General features: G+C 56.1%; 20 protein-coding genes and 1 pseudogene. 8 read left to right on the plus strand and 13 right to left on the minus strand.

Going from position 1 to position 19,302, the window contains the following annotated elements; genetic code table 11:
• Nucleotides 1–36: 36 nt before the first annotated feature.
• The 7 genes from QRN55_RS20280 to QRN55_RS20310 form a co-directional block, all read right to left on the minus strand.
• Nucleotides 37–1,032, minus strand: a complete 996-nt coding sequence (locus QRN55_RS20280; protein WP_111838606.1) for a DctP family TRAP transporter solute-binding subunit — start codon at nt 1,030–1,032, stop codon at nt 37–39.
• A 48-nt stretch (nt 1,033–1,080) separates the two neighbouring features.
• Complete coding sequence (locus QRN55_RS20285) at nt 1,081–1,968, minus strand: NAD(P)-dependent oxidoreductase (protein ID WP_111838875.1); 888 nt, start codon at nt 1,966–1,968, stop codon at nt 1,081–1,083.
• Nucleotides 1,969–1,973: 5 nt separating this feature from the next.
• Nucleotides 1,974–2,288, minus strand: a complete 315-nt coding sequence (locus QRN55_RS20290) for a putative quinol monooxygenase (protein WP_111838876.1) — start codon at nt 2,286–2,288, stop codon at nt 1,974–1,976.
• Between the two features lie 5 nt (nt 2,289–2,293).
• Nucleotides 2,294–3,652, minus strand: coding sequence for an NAD(P)H-dependent oxidoreductase (locus QRN55_RS20295; RefSeq protein ID WP_111838607.1), 1,359 nt, complete (start codon nt 3,650–3,652; stop codon nt 2,294–2,296).
• A gap of 375 nt (nt 3,653–4,027) precedes the next feature.
• A complete protein-coding gene (locus QRN55_RS20300; protein WP_081880185.1) occupies nt 4,028–4,321 on the minus strand; it encodes a type II toxin-antitoxin system RelE/ParE family toxin in 294 nt (97 codons plus the stop codon).
• Nucleotides 4,318–4,626 carry a type II toxin-antitoxin system RelB/DinJ family antitoxin gene (locus QRN55_RS20305; protein WP_233125019.1) on the minus strand — a complete coding sequence of 103 codons (309 nt, stop codon included), beginning with the start codon at nt 4,624–4,626 and terminating at the stop codon, nt 4,318–4,320. The genes QRN55_RS20300 and QRN55_RS20305 overlap by 4 nt, the downstream gene beginning before the upstream one ends.
• A 71-nt stretch (nt 4,627–4,697) precedes the next feature.
• Nucleotides 4,698–5,099, minus strand: a complete 402-nt coding sequence (locus tag QRN55_RS20310; protein ID WP_233125020.1) for a DUF2513 domain-containing protein — start codon at nt 5,097–5,099, stop codon at nt 4,698–4,700.
• A gap of 191 nt (nt 5,100–5,290) precedes the next feature.
• On the opposite strand from QRN55_RS20310, the gene QRN55_RS20315 reads away from it, so the two are divergent.
• Together QRN55_RS20315 and QRN55_RS20320 are read left to right on the plus strand one after the other, a co-directional pair.
• Nucleotides 5,291–7,606, plus strand: coding sequence for a hypothetical protein (locus QRN55_RS20315; protein WP_284778082.1), 2,316 nt, complete (start codon nt 5,291–5,293; stop codon nt 7,604–7,606).
• 249 nt (nt 7,607–7,855) lie between these two features.
• The gene (locus QRN55_RS20320; protein ID WP_233125022.1) at nt 7,856–8,332 is read left to right on the plus strand and encodes a VOC family protein; all 477 of its coding nucleotides are present in this window, start codon (nt 7,856–7,858) and stop codon (nt 8,330–8,332) included.
• A 324-nt stretch (nt 8,333–8,656) separates the two neighbouring features.
• Here QRN55_RS20320 and QRN55_RS20325 read toward each other — a convergent pair whose 3' ends face one another.
• Entirely contained in the window at nt 8,657–9,601 is a 945-nt protein-coding gene (locus tag QRN55_RS20325; RefSeq protein ID WP_338422851.1) for an NAD(P)H-binding protein, read from the minus strand.
• Here QRN55_RS20325 and QRN55_RS20330 point away from each other — a divergent pair.
• Nucleotides 9,581–9,889 (plus strand): TetR-like C-terminal domain-containing protein, encoded by a 309-nt coding sequence (locus tag QRN55_RS20330; protein ID WP_233125117.1) that lies wholly within the window; start codon nt 9,581–9,583, stop codon nt 9,887–9,889. The two genes, QRN55_RS20325 and QRN55_RS20330, sit on opposite strands and share 21 nt — an antisense overlap.
• Nucleotides 9,890–9,942: 53 nt before the next feature.
• Here the strand turns inward: QRN55_RS20330 and QRN55_RS20335 are convergent, their stop codons facing one another.
• Nucleotides 9,943–11,997, minus strand: a complete 2,055-nt coding sequence (locus QRN55_RS20335; RefSeq protein WP_233125023.1) for a 2Fe-2S iron-sulfur cluster-binding protein — start codon at nt 11,995–11,997, stop codon at nt 9,943–9,945.
• Between the two features lie 53 nt (nt 11,998–12,050).
• A complete protein-coding gene (locus QRN55_RS20340; RefSeq protein ID WP_045232692.1) occupies nt 12,051–12,662 on the minus strand; it encodes a glutathione S-transferase family protein in 612 nt (203 codons plus the stop codon).
• Between the two features lie 120 nt (nt 12,663–12,782).
• On the opposite strand from QRN55_RS20340, the gene QRN55_RS20345 reads away from it, so the two are divergent.
• A complete protein-coding gene (locus tag QRN55_RS20345; protein ID WP_233125024.1) occupies nt 12,783–13,676 on the plus strand; it encodes a LysR family transcriptional regulator in 894 nt (297 codons plus the stop codon).
• A gap of 49 nt (nt 13,677–13,725) precedes the next feature.
• Here the strand turns inward: QRN55_RS20345 and QRN55_RS20350 are convergent.
• Nucleotides 13,726–14,518, minus strand: a pseudogene (locus tag QRN55_RS20350) (aldolase).
• Nucleotides 14,519–14,539: 21 nt separating this feature from the next.
• Nucleotides 14,540–15,241, minus strand: coding sequence for a haloacid dehalogenase type II (locus QRN55_RS20355; RefSeq protein ID WP_233125025.1), 702 nt, complete (start codon nt 15,239–15,241; stop codon nt 14,540–14,542).
• An 84-nt stretch (nt 15,242–15,325) separates the two neighbouring features.
• On the opposite strand from QRN55_RS20355, the gene QRN55_RS20360 reads away from it, so the two are divergent.
• The 3 genes from QRN55_RS20360 (at nt 15,326) to QRN55_RS20370 (ending at nt 17,507) form a co-directional block, all read left to right on the plus strand.
• Complete coding sequence (locus tag QRN55_RS20360; RefSeq protein ID WP_233125026.1) at nt 15,326–16,201, plus strand: LysR family transcriptional regulator; 876 nt, start codon at nt 15,326–15,328, stop codon at nt 16,199–16,201.
• Nucleotides 16,202–16,473: 272 nt separating this feature from the next.
• Nucleotides 16,474–16,938: a nuclear transport factor 2 family protein gene (locus tag QRN55_RS20365; RefSeq protein WP_233125027.1), complete on the plus strand. Its 465-nt coding sequence runs from the start codon at nt 16,474–16,476 to the stop codon at nt 16,936–16,938.
• Nucleotides 16,939–16,940: 2 nt separating this feature from the next.
• Nucleotides 16,941–17,507 carry a TetR/AcrR family transcriptional regulator gene (locus tag QRN55_RS20370; RefSeq protein ID WP_233125028.1) on the plus strand — a complete coding sequence of 189 codons (567 nt, stop codon included), beginning with the start codon at nt 16,941–16,943 and terminating at the stop codon, nt 17,505–17,507.
• A gap of 27 nt (nt 17,508–17,534) precedes the next feature.
• Here QRN55_RS20370 and QRN55_RS20375 read toward each other — a convergent pair whose 3' ends face one another.
• The gene (locus QRN55_RS20375; RefSeq protein ID WP_233125029.1) at nt 17,535–18,176 is read right to left on the minus strand and encodes a TetR/AcrR family transcriptional regulator; all 642 of its coding nucleotides are present in this window, start codon (nt 18,174–18,176) and stop codon (nt 17,535–17,537) included.
• Between the two features lie 60 nt (nt 18,177–18,236).
• Here QRN55_RS20375 and QRN55_RS20380 point away from each other — a divergent pair, with 60 nt between their 5' ends.
• Nucleotides 18,237–19,289, plus strand: coding sequence for an NAD(P)-dependent oxidoreductase (locus QRN55_RS20380; RefSeq protein WP_233125030.1), 1,053 nt, complete (start codon nt 18,237–18,239; stop codon nt 19,287–19,289).
• Nucleotides 19,290–19,302 lie beyond the last annotated feature (13 nt).

Raw genomic sequence — 19,302 nt, forward strand, 5'->3', positions numbered from 1 at the left:
GACACATTGCCCCACAGGCAACGTGTCGGAAAAGCATCAATTCGTAGTGACGAAAGTATGCGTGCGATCGAAGAAGGACTGATCCTTGACCAGAGCGGAGAACTTGTCGGACAGACCTGCCGCGACATCGACAAACGCCTTGCGCTGCTCGTCGGTCAATTCGTTCACCTCCACACCGTTTGCCTTCAAAGTCGCAATGGATTTTGCGATGTCGGCATTATCGTTCTCGGCTTTCCAAGCTTCCGTTTCTTTGGCGGCATCATTCAGTGCGGCCTTCAAGGCGTCGCTCAAACCCTCGTAGCGTGCCGGGTTCATGCCAAGGACCCAGGCGTCCGCAATGTGGTTGCTGATCGTTGCGTATTTCTGGACTTCGTAAAGTTTTGCGCTGACCGGCACGTTGATCGGATTTTCCTGACCGTCAACCACCCTTAACTGCAAAGCGTTGTAAACTTCGGCGAAAGCCATCGGTGTGGGTGCTGCACCCATGGCACCGAAGAATTCGACCCACAACGGATTGTTGGGAACGCGCAGCTTCATGCCCTTCATGTCAGCGGGCGACGTGATGGGAAGCTTGGAATTGGTGATCTGGCGAAGGGGTCGCGACCAGAGATCGAGGCCTTTGATGCCGATTTTGCTTAGATCTGATTGGAGTTCCTGGCCAAGGTCGCTATCCAGATATGCCTGCAACTGCTTGATATCGCGGAACTGATAGGGAATGGCGATGGCAGTGAATTTCGGATTGAATGTCGCGTAAAGCGATGTGGAATTGAGCAACAGGTCAAGCGAGCCCCCGGCCAGTTGCTTTACGCCAGCCGACGGATCACCCCCGTAGAGCGTACCATTCGGGAAGACCTTGATGGTCAATTCACCGTTCGTCTTCGCAGACACGATTTCTGCGAATTTCTTCGCAGCCAGCGTGATTTCCGAGGTGTCAGAGTCCGGCGTTGACAGTGTCAGCGTCTCGGCATGTGCGATGGAAACAGACATAAAGGCTGCCGCAGCGATCAAGCTACGAATCCCGTTGCATTTCATGGTTATTCCTCCCTTTGGTGGTCAAGTCGCACGCATTCAACACGTTTATTATGCATTCATGCGTTTTAGTTCGCGGATAATTCCGCTGTGATCCAGGTCGCCATCGCCATTATCGACCATAGCCTGGAAAAGCCGATCGACCTCCTCGCCGATCGGTAGTGTCAAGCCACGACTTCGCGCAAACGCCAGAGCCGTGGATGTATCCTTCACCTGATATTTGGCCGGTCCGCCAGGCACGAAATTGCCTTCGACCATGCGCAGACCATGTTGACGGAAAACGGTGGAGTCCGCAAAGCCACCAAGCAGCGCTTCACGAACCTTGGCTGGATCCGCACCGCCGCGTTCGGCAAGCGTCAGTGCCTCGGCAACGGCGCATATCGTCGATGCGACAATCAGTTGGTTTGCAAGTTTCGTCAGCGCGCCGCTGCCTGATGGCCCGACATGTGTAACCCGTCCAAGACAGGCGAAGATCGGGCACAGACTGTCCACCACCGCGCTGTCTCCACCGACCATAATTGCCAGCGTGCCTTCAATAGCCCCTTTTTCCCCGCCCGAAACCGGTGCGTCGAGACACTCGATGCCGCAGGCGGCCGCAGCCTCAGCGATCGCAACGGCTGTTTCCACTGGAATGGAACTCATCACGATAAGTGTGGCGCCTGCCGTCATGGCGCTCACGACGCCGCTATCGCCAAGCAAAACCGCTTCGCAAACGGGACCTGAGCTCAGCATGCAGATAACCACATCGGCTTTGGAGGCTGCCTCCGCGGCACTGCCGACAGTGGTGACGCCCGTGTCATGCAATGCCGCTGCCTTTTCCGATGTCCTGTTCCACGCCTGCACCTTGTAACCCGCGCCTGCCAAGCGACCGGCCATGGGTGCACCCATGATGCCGGTACCGATGACGGCAACGGTTGTATTGCGCGTTTGCTCGTCCATTCCGCTCATGGGTAGTACCGTGTGGAAAAGCGGACGGGCCGCTCTTCCACGATCAATGAAGGGAAAGCCTCTCGAAAGCGACCGAGATGAGGCGTTTCCAGATGAGCATCGAACGCTTCGCGGCTGTCATAAACCTCGTAGAAGACAACGACGTCGTCCGAGCCTTCCGGACATATAACGTCGAACTGCCGGCAGCCCGGCTCGTCGGCAACGGAATGCATGGCATCATCCCGCGCCGCCTCCAGGAAAGCCGCAAGGCTATCCGGTTTCACCTGAAACTCTGCGATCACTACGAAGGCCTTGTTGTTCGGCGAGTTCATGCTGCTCACTCCGCCGCTATTTTTGCCGGGCGGAAACGATTTTCCATCTCTTGGCGAAGTCCGACCACATCCAGGTCCTTCACGAGCTCCACGTCATCGTAGGAAACAATCTGGTCCTTCTTGATCGCGCGCTTGAGTTTGACATTGTGTGCAAGCCCGATCGGAAGCGCCTTGAGGTCAAGACTGCGGCTGGCAGGGATTGCGTTGGCCCAAACGGCGTAGCCGCCTTCGCCGTCCAGCATTTCACCTGGCTGCATGTCCTTCTTGGCGGTCGCGACTGCATCCCCCCGGAACTCCTTTGAGCACCCTGTCGGCTCATTACGCAGGACTGCGGACAAAACGCTGATCGAGGTTTCGAGACCGATGATGTGGAACGGGCGCCACATGGAAGCATACCAGCCGGATGGATCTGTCAGAAGGCCGTATTGCTTGAAGCAGGAACGCGCATACTCATTGTGCGCCTTGAACGTGACGAAGACACCATAACGGATGTTGTTGAACACCTCACGTCCGTCCGGCTCTTGGCTGGCAGCAATATCAACGAGACCGGAGCGTGCCATGCGGCCGCCGTCGGCAACCGGGCGAAACACGCGGGCCAGGTCATGCAGGCCCGCTGGCGGGAAAGCCAGACCGTCATCCGGGCAATCCAGACCGGTACCATTGGCAACAGCCGCCATTTCGATCGCAGCCTTCGTGCCGTCGGTAAAGGAGTTGTAGAGCTTCGGATTGAGATTGTCAGCAGCCACCTGTTCCGCTGTCCAGCCGAACAAGCCCCAGACCGTATCCGGCGTGGAATAGCGGTAGCGTGGCTCGAAATTCATACCCTTGCCAGCCGATGTTATTTCGAAGCCCGTTGCTCTGGCCCAATCGACCAGTTCACAAATGAGGGCTGGCTGGTCACCGTAAGCCATGGAATAGATCAAGCCCTTGGCACGCGCTTTTTCAGCGAGGATGGGACCCACCATCACGTCAGCCTCGACGTTGACCATGACCACATGCTTGTTGTGCTCGATAGCGCCGAGTGCATGGCGAGTGCCGGCAATCGGGTGGCCAGTTGCTTCAATAATGCATTCGATCTCACCGCATTCGAACAGCGCGTTGACATCGTCCGTGACAAACGTCGTACCGTTCTTGACGGCGTCTGCGCTGCTCGTGGCGGAATAACGCTCCTTCGGCCAGCCAACCCGGTTCATCGATTCCTTCGCCTTGCCCACATCGAGATCGGCAACTGCAACCATGTGGAAACCATCGATACGCTGCGCCTGAGCAAGCACCATTGAGCCAAACTTACCGGCGCCAATCAATCCCACCCGAACTGGCTTACCACCGGCCGCGCGCAACGAAAGAAGAGAATAGAGATTCATTAAACAAAGTCCTCAGCTAGGGAATGAATGTGAGGAGTGCTCCGCTTAGCAAAGCCGCATGAGTTTCACCACAGCCAAGCGGTGCGCTTTGCTGGTTCAAGGTGGCTACGATGCGTCAAATCTCCTCCAAGAAGCGCGCGGCTAACCGCCACTCCCAGCTGCCTCCCGAGCAGCTAAGACAAACTTATGGCACTGAAGAAATTAGCTCAATTTAGAAAGTCGCGAAAACACGTTAGATTTTCTAACCTATGCTTTCTTCGTTGCGAACTATCATCATTCCCTGGCCTCGCGTCTGTCACTTTTGGAGTTTGGAAATAACAAACTTGAAAGGAATCGAACCGCAAATATCTTAATCCGAAAGCTATCAGGCTAAGGCTAACTGGTTGAAAGAGCTTCAGGCCATTCCTGAGCCCCGTGCAAGACACGCAGTACTCGAACCGTAGCTTCTGTGATTGTGTACGCTGCGACGTAAGGCGTTCCGCTGATTACAAGCTCACGTGTCCCAGCAATTCTCCCGACTCTGCCACTTGCTGGAAAATCGATCAGGCGACGGACTGCAACGACGATACGTTCGTCGACCAAAATGGCAGCGGCCGGGTTTTCCAACTCGATAAAAGTAAAAATTGCGTCGCGATCCGATAAGGCAAACGCAGACCAGGTTAGTCTCAAGACGTTATACCCGCCGCGTTATTGCGCGCAGCCTGCCGACGCTTTTCGAAATGAGCCTCGACTTCATCGTCGGAAATATCCGGTCTTGTGTCGTTTAGCGCCTCAAGCACCTTAGCACGAAACCAAATATCGTGAGCCTCGCTGCCTGAAAAAAGTTCAAGCGGCAACACGCCCTCGTTGGCGGTTCTCGTCAGCAATATACGGACCGCGTCTGACACCGTAAGTCCCATACCTTCAAGAACTAGGGACGCTCGGTCACGAACGTCAGCATCGATACGAGTTTGAACGAGCGCATTTGCAGCCATAGCTATCTCCAGATTGATATCTAATAGTAATGCAATTGAATTACAAAATCTAGCGTTCGTCTTTGGCCAATCTACTTTTTAAGTGCGATACCAACCTGCGATGATAGCTGCTCAGAAATATAAGCGATAGCAACTGCCTTCGCGATCTCGAAGGTGCCTCCTCCCGCCTTTTTCAAAATAGCGTTGGTATGATCCCAAACGTCTTTGCGTCGGACACTGTCTAGGAACTCGTGGCCGCTCCAACTCAGTCCACGAAAGGTTACTGAAATTGAAGGCTGCTTTTTGATCCTTAACGGCAGAAGGAAACCGGCATCATCCAGCAGGTGTAGATGATAATGGATAACGTCGTCACGGTACCCCTCAACGGCAACCTCAGGACTGCTGCCAGTTAATAATAGTCCGCCGGTGCCACCAATCTCCATTGCGTCCAACTTGAGCAGAAGCTCGCTGATCAGAGCCATATCTCGCGTCATAAATTCGTATCTCCTGCCAACAATTTGGAAGCTAGTACATCCGAACATGCGCTCGAGTGGAAGTTCCCTAAACGAACTACGTGCCTCAAAACATATTGATGCGCGCACTTTTGGATCATTAATATCTCGTTAACCCAATTCCCTTAGCAAGCCGCCCCCGGGCTGGGCTGTAATCTGCAAGGGAAACCTGAATGAGCATAGATCAATCGGCAATCGTCTTTCGGCGCAAGATTTCCAGCTTCTGCGAGATGAAGTTGGCACCGCTTACGGATGCAAAGCACTTTCGCGCACTTTCACAATATATGATCGGTCTGATTGACGACCGGATGCTTCCTCCCATGCTCGGCAGGCATGTCAACTGGGAAGAAATCTCGTTGGCATGCGGTCTTGAGCAAATATCAGCAGAACTCAGGAGGGTCGGCCAGTACGGTTTCGATGCCATCTCACGCTGGCTCGCTGAAACCGGGCGAAGCCGCAAAAGACCCTCGGCCGCACGCAAAGCAGCAAAGACACACAGCCGCGTAACAGGTCTCTCAAGCAAACAAGCTTCTGACGCGGCAAAATCCAGTTATCGATCAAAGCCTGGCCCAAAACCCAAGCCCATCGAAGAGTTCCCGGAACCGCTTTTCGAGACTTACGAAGAACCGGTATCTTTTCAGGCTGCTCTTCAGTTTCAAATCGACCGCTTCGGCGAGAGCTATTACCATTTGCATCGTGCCATATTCCGAGACGGCGATGCTCTTGAAGCAACGACATTGTTGAGCTGGTTGAAGGGAACGAAAGTACCGCGCAGTGTGGCAAACCTGGAAATCCTCAATCGAATAGAACGCCGGTACCGATTGCCACTTGGTTATTTCAAGGAAAAGCTTCCTCACCAGTCTCGTGCCGGGATCGGATATGATGTCGGTGACGATGTATCTCCCACAGAGCGCCGACGTCTAGCATGGCATCTGCCGGATGATTTCAACTTACTGCCAGAGGAGAAGCGTGCGGAAATCCTTGAATGGGTAAGGCGGGTTATTCTAACCGGTGCGACGGACTATCGTCGTTATCAGGCGCTGGCGACGAAACAACGTTATGCCATCCGCTTTCCTGGCGTAACCTACGGCGGCTCTCATAGACCGATGACGTCACCAGGTAAGATGGTCGATGGATATAAGAATGAGATAGAAGACCCCGATATGCTTTCCGGGGTAATCGACGCACCTGCCCAACTTGCGCTCGAAATGGCCAATCTGATGTCGTTCAAGACCGCGACCCTGACGGCAGTCGGCTTCAAGCGCAATGGAGTTTGGGGCGAGGAGACCGCATCTCAGAAGCTCGAACATCTTGGCTTGATGTTTGGCGCTCTCGCTGCCTCACCTGAAGGCGAAGTCGCCGGTAGAGGTGTGCCGCTCAGTGCGTTGACGTTTGGCCTCTTGGTTTTTCCCAGTGTGTGGGATTGGTATCTACAGTGGCGTGAGCGGCGACGCGGCTTCTACACGGCTTGGGAAGCGGACATGCTCAGCATCTCATTATCGCTCACCCGGGAGGAAACCGGTTGGATCAGGCAGCATCCTGAACTCATCGAGCGCGTGGTGCCGGTAAGTGGCTTGGTTACAAAGGAAGAGATTGCCTTCGCCCGACGTGATTGGCATGCTTGCTGCGATGCGTTCCATTCCCATGCGAGAAATCGCATCAGGGAAATCCAGCGGGTCATGCGTGTCCATCGAGACCCTTTCGAGCCAATCATGTGCGTGCTTGAGGCACCGAGCCCTCTTGCAGAATATCGCAAGATTACGGACGAAATCCTTCTCCGTATGCCCGACAAAGACCGCTACCCGAGAGCTGCAGCAGAATCCGTACGCTCGTTTCTCATGCTGCGATTGGGTCTCCATCTCGGCCTACGTCAAAAGAACCTGCGGCAACTCCTGTTTTGCCCGCGTGGACACTTCCCCACCTCTGAAAGGCGGCTTGAAGAAATGCGGCGCGGAGAAATCAGGTGGAGCGATAGAGAGCGAGGTTGGGAAGTGTTGATCCCGTCCGTTGCATTCAAGAACTCCAACTCATCGTTCTTCGGATCGAAGCCTTTCAGGCTTATACTGCCCGATCTGCTCGATCTCTATCACTACATCAACGCTTACATCGAACGTCATCGAAAGGTTCTACTTGGTCAGGCTACCGATCCGGGGACGTTTTTCGTGAAAACCGTCAAGCTATCGAGCGCCGATGCGGCGTATAATCAGACAACATTCTATGAAGCTTGGCGTCTCATCATCCAACGCTACGGCATCTATAACCCCTACACCGGTCGCGGAGCGATCAGTGGCTTGCTGCCACACGGCCCGCACAATGTTCGGGACGTGTTGGCAACGCACATTCTGAAACTCACCGGCTCATATGAGCAGGCGAGCTACGCCATTCAGGATACGCCGGAGATGGTTCAGCAGCATTACGGACGTTTCCTTCCACAGGACAAGGCAGCACTTGCGGCAAAAATACTGAACCAGGTGTGGGAAGCTGCTTGAAGAGAAGTAGGCTGGCGATGCCGCAAACATCGCCAGCGTTTCAGTGATTAGATCCACTGATCCAGCGAACTGCTTTCTCACTGATTGTACTGCGAGCTATGGATTCGAAAGGGGCATGAACAGGGGTAGCTCTTGAGGGGAATCGAACCCGAGCTATAAAATGGTTAAAGGGATTGCAAGTGCTGTGACTTGTTTGGCGAATGGCTTACTGTAGCGGGAGGCAACTGTTCGATATGAGAGGATTAAAAAATGGCCGAAGATGCGGGCGTGATAGCTGTGGACCATACGGGGTTCTCGGTCGCCTCGTTGGAGGAGGCGATCCAGTTCTGGACTGAGGCGATGGGTTTCGACCTTACTCGGCGAGGAGAGATGGGTGGGGAGTTCCTACGGGAGGCCACGGGGGTTGACGATCCGCGTTGCCGAATGGCGCTGGTGACTGCTCCAAATGGCTTCCCTATCGAGCTTCTCGAGTATTCGACAGGCCGTACGTTGGGCCAGACACCTCGTAGCGCGGGTGCGATCGGCGCCGCGCACATCGCCTTCACGGTTACGGATATCCGCACGGCCATCGCGCGGGTTGAGACGGCGGGGTGGGCAGTGAAGGGTTCGCCGCAGCCGATACCAGCCGGCCCCCGATGCGGAACAATGGTCGCGTACATCTCCGGCCCGGATGGTATTACCATAGAGCTGATGCAGCCGCCTGTTGAACATTCCCGCGTCGTGTAACGCCCCTTCGGTCCGGGAAAGCTGAACCTTGTGAGGGTTTTCCGTTCCATTGCTAGGAGCCCTCTACGCCTACTGGGTTTTTCGCAGCAAGATCGATCCTGACGAAGGATACCACGAATGGTGCCCTTGCGTTCAAAGCGACTATTACGGTTCGTCAGCATCTGGCTGGCGAACTTGTTTTTTCTCAGTGTTTCCTCATTCGCGATCAGAGTAACGATCTCGGAAGAAGGCGTTATACAAACGCCTTGAGAGGATTCGAACCATCGGGCCGCGCTTCTTTCTTACCATGCACGCGCTCTGTGGATGGCGTTGTGGAGGTCGACTTCATGATAGCCAGCGCTGATGGTTTTCCCGAATAAATACGTCCGCTGATTTCGGTGCCTGTCTCGTTAGCACAAACACACAGTCGGTGACGCGGTCTTCATTCCCGTCCTCTATCCACTTATCCATTGAAGCGAGCGTCTGCGCATAATCCTTATCCAGACCACCCGCGTGATATCGCTCGGCAAGTTGATCGACGTCGAGATTCACATGTCGGATGTTACGGCCAAGAATGCTGCTCAGCTTGGACGCAATATCCGCGTAGGACAACGTTTCGTGGCCCGTCAGAATGAAATACCTGTTCCAGGATTTGTCTTCCAGCAGAGCGCTGACAGCCGCTCTGGCGATATCGGTTGCGTCAATGAAGCCAACCCGGCCCGATCCAGTTGCCGAGTAAACGGCATTCTCTTGCCGGATAGTGATCTGGTGCTGTTGGTGAGAAAAATTCTGTAGGAACCAGGTGGGGCGCAAAACTGTCCACTCTGGAACGTTGTCGGTAAGATAAGCGTGGATCTGCCCCATCATCGGCCCACCGGCTTCCAACGACGACGCGCTGAGCAGGACAAAGCGCCGGACACCGCAGGAGCGCGCAATATCGAGGACGGGCGGGACGACTGCACCATGGTCGCTCGTATTTGTCGGAGCGACAATGTACACAGCATCTACCCCATCAAAAGCTCTCCGCGCAGTTTCCGGCTGCTGCCAGTCAAACAGAACCTCGCTTTCGCGAGACGGAGTGCGCGTGCCTATCTCTGGAATGATCCCCCGCTCTCTCAAGCCCTCCACAACCAATCGTCCGGTGGTTCCGGTTCCGCCTGTCACAAGGATTTTCGCTGACTTATCTTTTTCCATCATTGAGCCTCCGTCGTGACAGGTGAAGGTTTCGCTGCCGAGAGAAGGATAAGCGGGTTCCAGTATCTGCTGACGATGAGGCGCGCCCTCCGTCATCGGCTCGTGCGCAGGATATTGCCTGATATTTATGCAGAAGCCGCTCGCGAAAGCGAACTCGTTGTCGCATTGAAGAGGCTGGCTCAGGCGCGTCGCGCTGCGGGGTCTGCGATCATCGAGCGAGCCATCGCACGCGGCGAGCTCAATGCGAACATCGACGTTGAAATGGCTCTGGATATGATCCCATCCGCCCTCTATTGGCGCATGATCGTGACAAACCGCTCGATGACCAGAGCCCAAATCAAGCGACAAGCGAGAGCCCTCAAAGCTGCGATGCAATGCCTCTGAGGTTGTACGAGACAAGCGAGCCATAAAGTCCTCTGACAAAGAATTCACATCGCCTACAATTCGAGCTGCAAATCCTTGTCCCCTTCTGCAGGAACCGAACAGCAGATCAGCGCCTCGCCATTTGCTACCGCATAGCCTGGCTCAGAGAGATAACTGACGTCACCCTTGACGATCTTCGTTCGGCAATCCCCGCAGTTACCGGCCCGACAGCCATAAGGTGGGTTGAGGCCACTTTGTTCTGCCAATTCCAGCAAGGACCCGCTGCCTGGCTTCCATTGCGCCTGTTTTGACGATTGTGTGAAGACGACTGGCGTCGGAACCGAAGCGGCAGGCTTGCGCGGCTTCGTTGATACCTGAACAGCGTGATCACGCTTCAGACCGGAGGGGCCGAATGCTTCCGCATGAATACGAACGTCTGCGATATTCAGTCCGCGCAGCCCATCATACATTGCCTGCATAAAGGACGACGGTCCGCAGATGTAGAAGTCATAGTCGCCGAAGGGCAGATGTGTCTTCAACAGTGTCATGTCGATGCGGCCTGTCGCATCGAAAAGGCCGTCGTCATCGACTCCGGGCGCACCGAGCACCCTGATATCCCGAACGGTGCCTTCGCTGCGCCCCACCAGTTCGCCGATTTCGCTGTCGAACGCTCTTTCGGCAACGGTGCGCGACGACCTAAACAACCATACCGGGCGACGATAGCGCGTCCTGTCACCTGTATGGACGACATGACGCAGCATCGAAAGTAAAGGCGTTATGCCGATGCCAGCTGCAAGAAGCACGGCCGGACGGCTGCGCTCCATCGCGTCGATGGTGAACGCTCCAGAGGGTGATAGCAACTTGATCTCGTCGCCTTGCCGCATTTTGTGCAGGAGCGTAGACGCCCGGCCTTCACGCTTGATGCTTAGCCTATAGAAGCCGTCCGAGGGGGCGCTTGATATTGTGTAGCTGCGGCGGATCGTATCCGTCCCCTCCGTGATGCTGATCGGCAGATGCTGGCCTGCCAGATGCGGAATGACAGCCTCGTCATCCACCGGAGCAAGATGTAGCGAACGGATCGTTGAGCTTTCCTCGATGGTTCGCTCCACGCGGAAGCGCCTCCAGGTTTTTGCCTGGGCCGCGACCTTCAAGCGGCTTGCGGCCTCCTGCCAGGTTCCCGTCATCAAGCTGCTTGGCGACATGCCATCTTGAAGAAAGCTCCAGCGCAGTGGCAGTGCATCTTTGCGCAGCACGACCTTTTCCGGCATGACGCGCCAAAGCCGCTCGGCGCCCTCGAAGGCCGCGATCTCGGGTGAATCCAGGATGATCTCGACGCTTCCAGCGATCTGCAGCATGTCACCCGTCTCATGATCGACAAACAGTAGCCCGGCGCGCGGGTTGACGGCGAAATTGCCGAGCGTGTTGAAGAACAGGTTGCCGTTAAAATCCGGCACAGTCAGGCCACCATCGGCATCGACACGAACGAAACCGCGTCGGCCACCACGATGGGAGGCATCCACCTGCCGTCCTTCACCCTCTAGGTCCACATAGGACGCCACGAAGAAAGTGTCGGCGGCTTCGATAATGCTACGCTGATGTGCGTCGAGCCGATCTGACACAATCACTTCGCAAGATTGCCGCGTTGCTGGATCGCGCACGAAGCTGAACTGACGATGCTGGATGTAGCGAGGACAGTTGCCGAAGCTTTGTCCAACGGCAACGGAAAAACGGTCGCTGCTGCTGCGGACGACCGTACCGTTCATCCGGTTGCGTCGACGCGTGATGAGATCGACACCGACCAGACCGATCGGGTCGCCGTCGTTCATCCCGGCTTCGGCGGGATCAGCGGGATCGCTGGCGGCATCGATGCTGAGTGTCTGGGCATCGGGCGCCTGTAAAAAACCGGGATGTCCACTACGGATCGTCGCCCATGGATTGCCCTCGCCATCCACAGCTCCAATGACGATGAACGGCAGCATCGGATAGAACTCCCGATGCTGATCAAGCATGAACGTGCGCAAAACCTTACGCCCGACAGGGTCCATTTGTTCCAGCACCCCAGCGTGGCGCTGTATTTGCAGTTCCCCCGCATGCCAGGCCGACGATGGTGAGAGTTCTTCAGCAGGCATTCGAACCTCCTATGGAAACAGCGGCCGGGCCAGCACCCGGCCGCAAGGCTATGTCAGACTGCGAGGCCGATGGCCGTTTTCGGAAGAGCGACGAAACCGGGCAAAGCTTCGATCCGCGCCAACCAGTGACGGACCTCCGGGTACGGTGTCAGATCGACATTGCCCTCCGGCGCGCCCGCGATGTAGCTGTAGAGCGCGACATCCGCGATGGTCGGTGTGTTGCCGATGATGAAACGGTGATTTTCGAGTTCGGCATTGATGAGGCCGAGAATCCGGTGAGCGCGGGCAATCACTTCGTCGGCGCGGAAGTCTGCTCCGAATACCGTGATCAGGCGGGCCGCGCACGGACCATACGAAATTTCTCCGGCGGCAACGGAAAGCCATTTCTGTATCTTCGCGACAGAGGCGAGATCGTCGGGCATCCAGTCCTTGCGGCCAAGCTTCGTGGCAACATAGACAAGGATCGCATTGGAATCATTGACGACAACATCCCCATCGACGAGCACCGGCACTTGGCCGAACGGGTTGAGCTTCAGGAATTCGGGCGTCTTGTGCTCGCCGTTCGCCAGATCGAGGTCGATGATCTCAGCCTTCACGTTCAGCAAAGATAGGAAAAGACGAGCACGATGCGCATGGCCCGAAAGCGGAAAGTGATAGAGTTTCATGGTTTGCTCCCTTGAGGTCCGGACACCGTCATCCGGTAACGTAAGAAACCTATCGGGAACCATATTTTTAGAGTAGACGGTGTTTTATGTAACCATCCTCTCGTTTTATGGAAGGTAAATATGGATCGTCTCGACGCCATGGGTGTTCTCTTGTCAGTGGTGGAACATGGTAGCCTTTCCGCCGCGTCGCGCGCATTGCACTCGCCGCTACCGACGGTCAGCCGCAAGATCTCAGAGTTGGAGAGCCTTCTCGGCGTTCGCCTGTTCACCCGCACCAGCCGCAAAATCCTGCTCACCGAGGCCGGAGAGAGTTATGTCGTTGCGGCTCGTGAAATTCTCGAGAGGGTAGAGGAAGCCGAACGCCGCGCCACCGGAGAATATGTCGCACCCAAGGGAGACCTGACGATGACGGCACCAATCGTCTTCGGTCGCCTGCATGTCCTGCCAGTCGTCACGGATTTTCTGAAAGCTTTTCCGGACATCAACATTCGTCTGATTATGAGCGACCGGCCTATCAGTCTTGCAGACGAACATATCGATGTCGCCCTGCGCATCAGCCGTCTTTCGGACAGCAGCCTGATCGCTATCCGCCTCGGCTCCACCCGCACGACCGTCTATGCCAATCCCGATTATCTGAAGCGGCATTCCCATCCGTCCCATCCTGACGAACTCAAGCAACACGATTGCATCGCGTTCGAAGGCGTGCTGTCGACACGGTTCTGGACGTTCCACGACGGCGCAAAAGATATCGCGGTGCCAATCCGGACGCGCCTTTCCGTCAATACGGCAGAAGCTGCGGTCGACGCTGCGGCGTCCGGTCTCGGCATAACTCGGGTCATGGCCTATCAAGCAAAGCGCGCAGTCGATGCTGGCTTGCTGGTGCCACTGCTGGAAAACTTCGAACGAGAGACGTCGCCGGTTCACCTCGTCCATCTATCGGACGGCCTCATGCCCCTGAAACTCAGGACGTTTCTGGACTTTGCGACGCCACGGCTGAGGGCCTTGTTGAAATAGATACAAGCGTGTAGCGCGTCCCGAGGTTACATTCCGGGACGCAAAAAGATCAGGCGCTATAACCAGGGTCCAGCCTATCGAGAACACGGCGCAGGCTTTCCAGATGCAGTCTGGCGCTTTCGGGGTCGCCTTCCCGCATTTGCCTTGCCGTTTCCGCTGCGATTTCGAGCGAGACTGGCAGCAATGCTCGACCTGTACTCATTGCCTTTAGCTGGACTTCGGCCGCACGCTCCAGATAGTAAAGATCGTCCCAAGCCTCGGCAATGTTCGGTGCGCAGACCATCACGCCGTGGTTTTTCATGAACAGGATATCCTTGTCGCCGAGCACGGAGGCAATCCTGTCGCCTTCGCTCTCATCCAGAGCAAGACCATTATAATGCTCATCGATTGCCACGCGGCCATAGAATTTGAGCGCGGTCTGGCCAGCCCAGACCAGTGGCTCGCCTTCCAGCATACTGAGGGCAGTCGCATTCGGCATGTGCGTATGAAAAGCGGCCCCCACACGCGGAGCCATTTTGTGCACACGCGCATGGATGAAGAATGCGGTCGCTTCCGGCACGCCGTCACCCGGCAATCACATTGCCCTCGAAATCGCAGATCAGCAGCGAGGACGCCGTCGCCTCCTGAAAGGCCCAGCCCAGGCGGTTGACAATGAAGAGATCCGAATGCCCCGGCACCACCGCGGAAAAATGATTGCAGATGCCTTCCTCAAGACCGAGGCGCGCCGCTGTTCGAAGGCAGGCGGCAAGATCGACCCTTGCCTGCCATATCTCGTCCGTTTCCAGAGAAGTATTGCGCCGTGGCGCAAGCTGGGCTTTGGGAATATTCAGTTCATGTGCCATATGGGCCTCCTCAGCAATCCGTCACATCCAGCCTGCGGCAGAAAGCACCGCTGGCACCTTATAGAGGGTTGGTACAATAGCATTTGGTCGGTAGTCCTCCAGCGGCTTGCGACCCCTTCCTCGATCGACCCAGACGGTACGAAAGCCAAGTTCGCGCGCGGCCACGAGGTCGAGATGCGGGCTGGCGCAGATATGCACCAGATCCTCCATGCCGATATCAAGGCTTTCCCAGGCATGATGGAAGGTCTGCCGTGACGGTTTATAAGCTCCAGCCTGCTCGGCGGTGATAACGCGATCAATATGGCCGCCAAGCTGGGAAACGTTTCCGGCAATGATTGCATCGTCGGTGTTCGAGATGATCGCCAAGAGGAAACCCGCGGCCTTCAGCTCTCCAAGTGTTTGGACAACCTCCGGAAAAGGCGGCATCTTGCCGATCGAGGACGTGAGAATCTCGGCGTCGGCGGTCTCGAACGGCAGCCCGAAATCACCCATAGCGCGCTCCAGCGCAAGGGCACTGACCGCAGCAAAACGACGATGAGGCCGCTCCGCCTCCAAGGCATGTTCATGTTGGTCATAGGCTGAGATAAAGGCCTTCTGGTCAACACCAGTGCCTTTTGTCGTAAGTATCCGGTCCATTGCCGCGAGCAGTCCCTCGTCCCACTGGATCAAGGTTCCGTAGCAATCGAAAGTCAGCCATGTCGGCTTTTGTCCGGTCAATGTCATGTGTTATCTCCTTTTTCCTGAGATTGACAAACTCCCACAACATTGCACAATTAAATGTGGTGATATCTTTCAGTGGAAATTCAAATGAGCTTTGGTTTCGATCTCGATCTTTTGAAAACTTATGCTGCGGTGGTCGATAGTGGCGGCTTCACGAAAGCCGCTGAACGTGTGCACCTGACGCAATCAACTGTCAGCCAGCAGATAAAAAAGCTGGAGGGTAATCTTGGCGCGCTGCTTCTGCGGCGCGACAAGTCGACAGGCACGATCGAGACAACGGAAGCTGGTGAATTGCTCCTGAGCTATGCGCGCAGGCTCCTCGCCACGGCAGAAGAGGCCGCTGAGGTGATGCGAAAGCCTTCGGCACCGCGCACGGTTCGCCTGGGTGTGCCGGAAGATTTTGCAGGGCGGCGCCTGATTGACCTTCTGACTGGGTTTTCTGCCGCATCCCCACATATTCGACTGGATACTGTCAGCGGCTGGAGCGCGGAACTTCGTCGCCTGCTGGACGCGCGCGAGATCGATCTGGCGCTGATCAAACGCGAGCCGGGCGATGGGCCTTGTATTGCAAGCTGGACAGAAGACCTTATCTGGGTGGAAAGTGCCACTCACGCCGCCAAGACCGACCCTGTGCCACTTGCCGTTTTTCCTGTCGGCTGCATCTATCGCGATCGCGCCATTCGCGCCATCGAGCGCAATGGCCGCCGCTGGCGGATCGCCTATACCAGCCAGGGGCTCATGGGCGTGCAAGCGGCCGTTGCCTCGGGCCTGGGCATAAGCCTCTTGCCATCCGACGCAGTTCTACCGGAGCATCGAAAGCTAAATTCGTCCGAAGGTTTTGACGATCAACCGGCGTCCGAAATCGCGCTGATCAAAGGACGGGGACCGCTCTCGCCAGAAGTGAAATCCCTCGGGCAATTTTTACGTCACAGTCTCGATAAGCAACTCAGCTCAAGTAGGTGAATGACGACTCGCTAAAGTGATGAATGCTCCAAATCCGCCGATTGACGCATTCATGTGCTGCTCAGGGGTTCACATTATGAGCCACGTAAGGCTTTGACGGTGCGCAGGTTGCGGGTTGTGACGTGATCGATGATTGCGCAAGGGAGTCCCTGCCGCTCGTCGTCGGTATATAGCTTCCCGGTCTTCGCATGCTTGACAGGTACGACGTCAGAGCACATTGTACTAATCGGTAAAAGTCGTACCAATCAGTATAAGTTTAAAAAGGATCCAACATGTCACGCCCTCCACTCCCGCCCTTCACCCTGGGAAGTGCAGTAGAAAAGGTTCGCCTGGCCGAAGACGGCTGGAACACACGCGATGCTGCCAGGGTCGCTCAGGCCTATACGCTCGACACGCGTTGGCGTAATCGCGTCGAGTTCTGCACCACTCGCGACGAGGCCCAGGCATTTCTGACACGCAAGTGGAACAAGGAGCACGACTACCGCCTCATCAAGGAGCTTTGGGCTTTTGCCGGTAACCGCATTGCAGTGCGGTACGCTTATGAATATCATGACGATAGCGGTCGCTGGTTCCGCGCTTACGGCAATGAGAACTGGGAATTTGCCGAGGACGGGCTGATGGCGCATAGACATGCCAGCATCAATGAAATGCCGATCTCCGAAAGCGAGCGCCTGTTCCAATGGCCGCTCGGCCGTCGGCCGGATGACCACCCTGGCCTCAGCGATTTGGGTCTCTAGTCATGGCCCGCATGGTTGCCGAAAGATCTGACACCATAGCTCCCCTCGCCGAAGTGTTCCGTGAACACGGCTATGAAGGGGCAAGCCTTGCTTTGATTGGCAAGGCTACTGGCCTCGGCAAGGGCAGCCTCTACAACTTTTTTCCTGGTGGGAAAGAAGAGATGGTGCGGGCTGTCCTCACAGAAATCGAACAGTGGTTCGAAACTGCGATATATGCCCCCTTGCGGAACGGGAGCGATGCCAATGCTGCTATCAATGCGATGCTTGATGCCATCACGGATTACTTCAAATCTGGCAGGCGTGTATGCCTGGTTGGCGCCTTGGCCGTCTCCAATACACGAGACCGCTTCTCCCAGGCCGTTCGGGGTTATTTCGCAAGCTGGGTAGACGCGTTGCAAGCAGCGCTCGTTCGGCAGGGCCAGCACGATGAACGAGCGCGTATCCTCTCGGAAGATGCCGTGCTTTCCATACAGGGCGCAATAGTGTTGTCGCGCGCGCTGGACAACCCGGCCGTGTTTCAACGCGCCATGGACCAGCTCCGGAGGCGACTACTGGTTATTGAAATATGACCGCTCTGCTCAGTTACTGTTGAAAAACTAAGAGTTGTTGGCGCCCGGCATCAATTCTCGAACTTCACCTGGGGCCACAGCTCCAATGAGAACCGAAAACACCTCCTCTGCCTCAGCAGCAGAGCAATTCCCGCGCGTAACTGCGGTTGTTAACGCGTCTCCTGCTGCAACCAAAGCTGCGGAAGCCAACGCCAACGATTCCGGCCGTAAGCTTGAGTGAGGCCGTAGAACTTCCACGAACATTTCGATCACAGCGTCGACTAACTCCTGGTAAACGCCTGCTTTCTCTTCGCTTCCTGCAAGCGCCGCGCCGACAGCATGAAATTCGTCACCCTGATCGGTTCCGCAAGCCAGATAGGTTTTAGCCAAAGCCGAAACAGTCTCTTCCGCAGATCGATTTTGCTCAGCCATAAGCGTGCGAAACGCGGTGATGCGTTCGGTGTCTATCCAACGATAGAGTTCAATCAACAGACCTGTTCTGGTCTCGAAATGCTCGTAAGTCACAGGCTTGGAGACGCCCGCACGCACTGCCAGATGGCCTAACGTCAGCCGATCAGCACCTTCCTTCCGAACGATTAAGCGCGCCGTCTCCAGGAGTTGCTGACGCCGCTCGGGCTTTGAAAGACGGCCCGCGGTCCTGTTGTCGACAGCGACTTTTGGTTTTTCCACTTGCGTACCTACTTTTAGTAACCTACCATATGTAGGTATTAGTAAAACATAGGTGTCGCAATGTTACAAGCTTCTGAAAGTCTGCACGACCCAATCCTGATTATCGGCGGCGCTGGTGAGGTCGGGCGCTGGGCTACACGCTTCTTGCGTGACCAACATCCTGATGTACCAATCCTCATTGGCGGTCGCGACGAACAACGGGCGATACGAGCAGCAGCAGCTGTCGACGGCGCGTCTGCGGTGGTCGTGGACCTCACTGCGTCCGACCTGGGGTTAGGCGAGCGGCGCGTCTCGGCAGTCGCAACGCTGTTCACCGATGAGACTGGGGCAGCTCTCCGCTGGGCCCAGCAAAAAGGTGCCGGGTATATCAACATCTCGCCAAGCATCAGCGAACTCGGTTTGGAAACTGCGACATTCATGCAAAACCCTGCCGCCGCGCCCGTCGTTTTGGGTACAGAGTGGCTGGTTGGTGCGACAAGCGTACCGTCGCTCCTGTTCGCCCGAGAATTTGGTCGTCTGGAAAACTTTCACATCGAGGCGGTGCTCGATGAGCAAGATGCGTTTGGACCTGCGGCAAATGCAGACCTTGAGCGCCAGATGTATGCGGGTGCTGCTGCTCTTATAAGAACGGCTGGCGCGTGGCGGTGGTGCCATGGCGACGAAACCAAGTCAAAGGTCCGCGCAATCGACGGTACCGAGTTGAACGCGAACCTGTTTTCGCCGAACGACGTCCTGTTGTTGGCAAACGCAACCGACGCACCTGATATTCGGTTCGACTTGGCCATCGGAATGAGCTCCGCCCGCCGGAATGGCGGACCGGTATCGACGGAAATTATCATCAACCTTTCGGGCCTGGATCACGCCGGGCAGCCGCTTCGGAAACGTCACGCGATCGTTCACCCCGGTGGGCAGATGCCGCTCACGGGTTTGGGTGTCGCGCTCGTTCTTGAACGCCTGGCTGGTCTCGAAGGCGATGCGCCTCGACCGGGTCTCTACTTCCCGGCCCAGCTCATCGATCACTCCACATACCTTGAAAGGCTTCGCGCTTCAGGTGGTGAAGTCATGGAATTGGAGCCGATCCAACACGCGCCGCAAGGCTCGCATCAAGCATAAATTGGAGCAGAAA

Source organism: Agrobacterium sp. lyk4-40-TYG-31, from assembly GCF_030209855.1.
Lineage (GTDB): Bacteria > Pseudomonadota > Alphaproteobacteria > Rhizobiales > Rhizobiaceae > Agrobacterium > Agrobacterium vaccinii.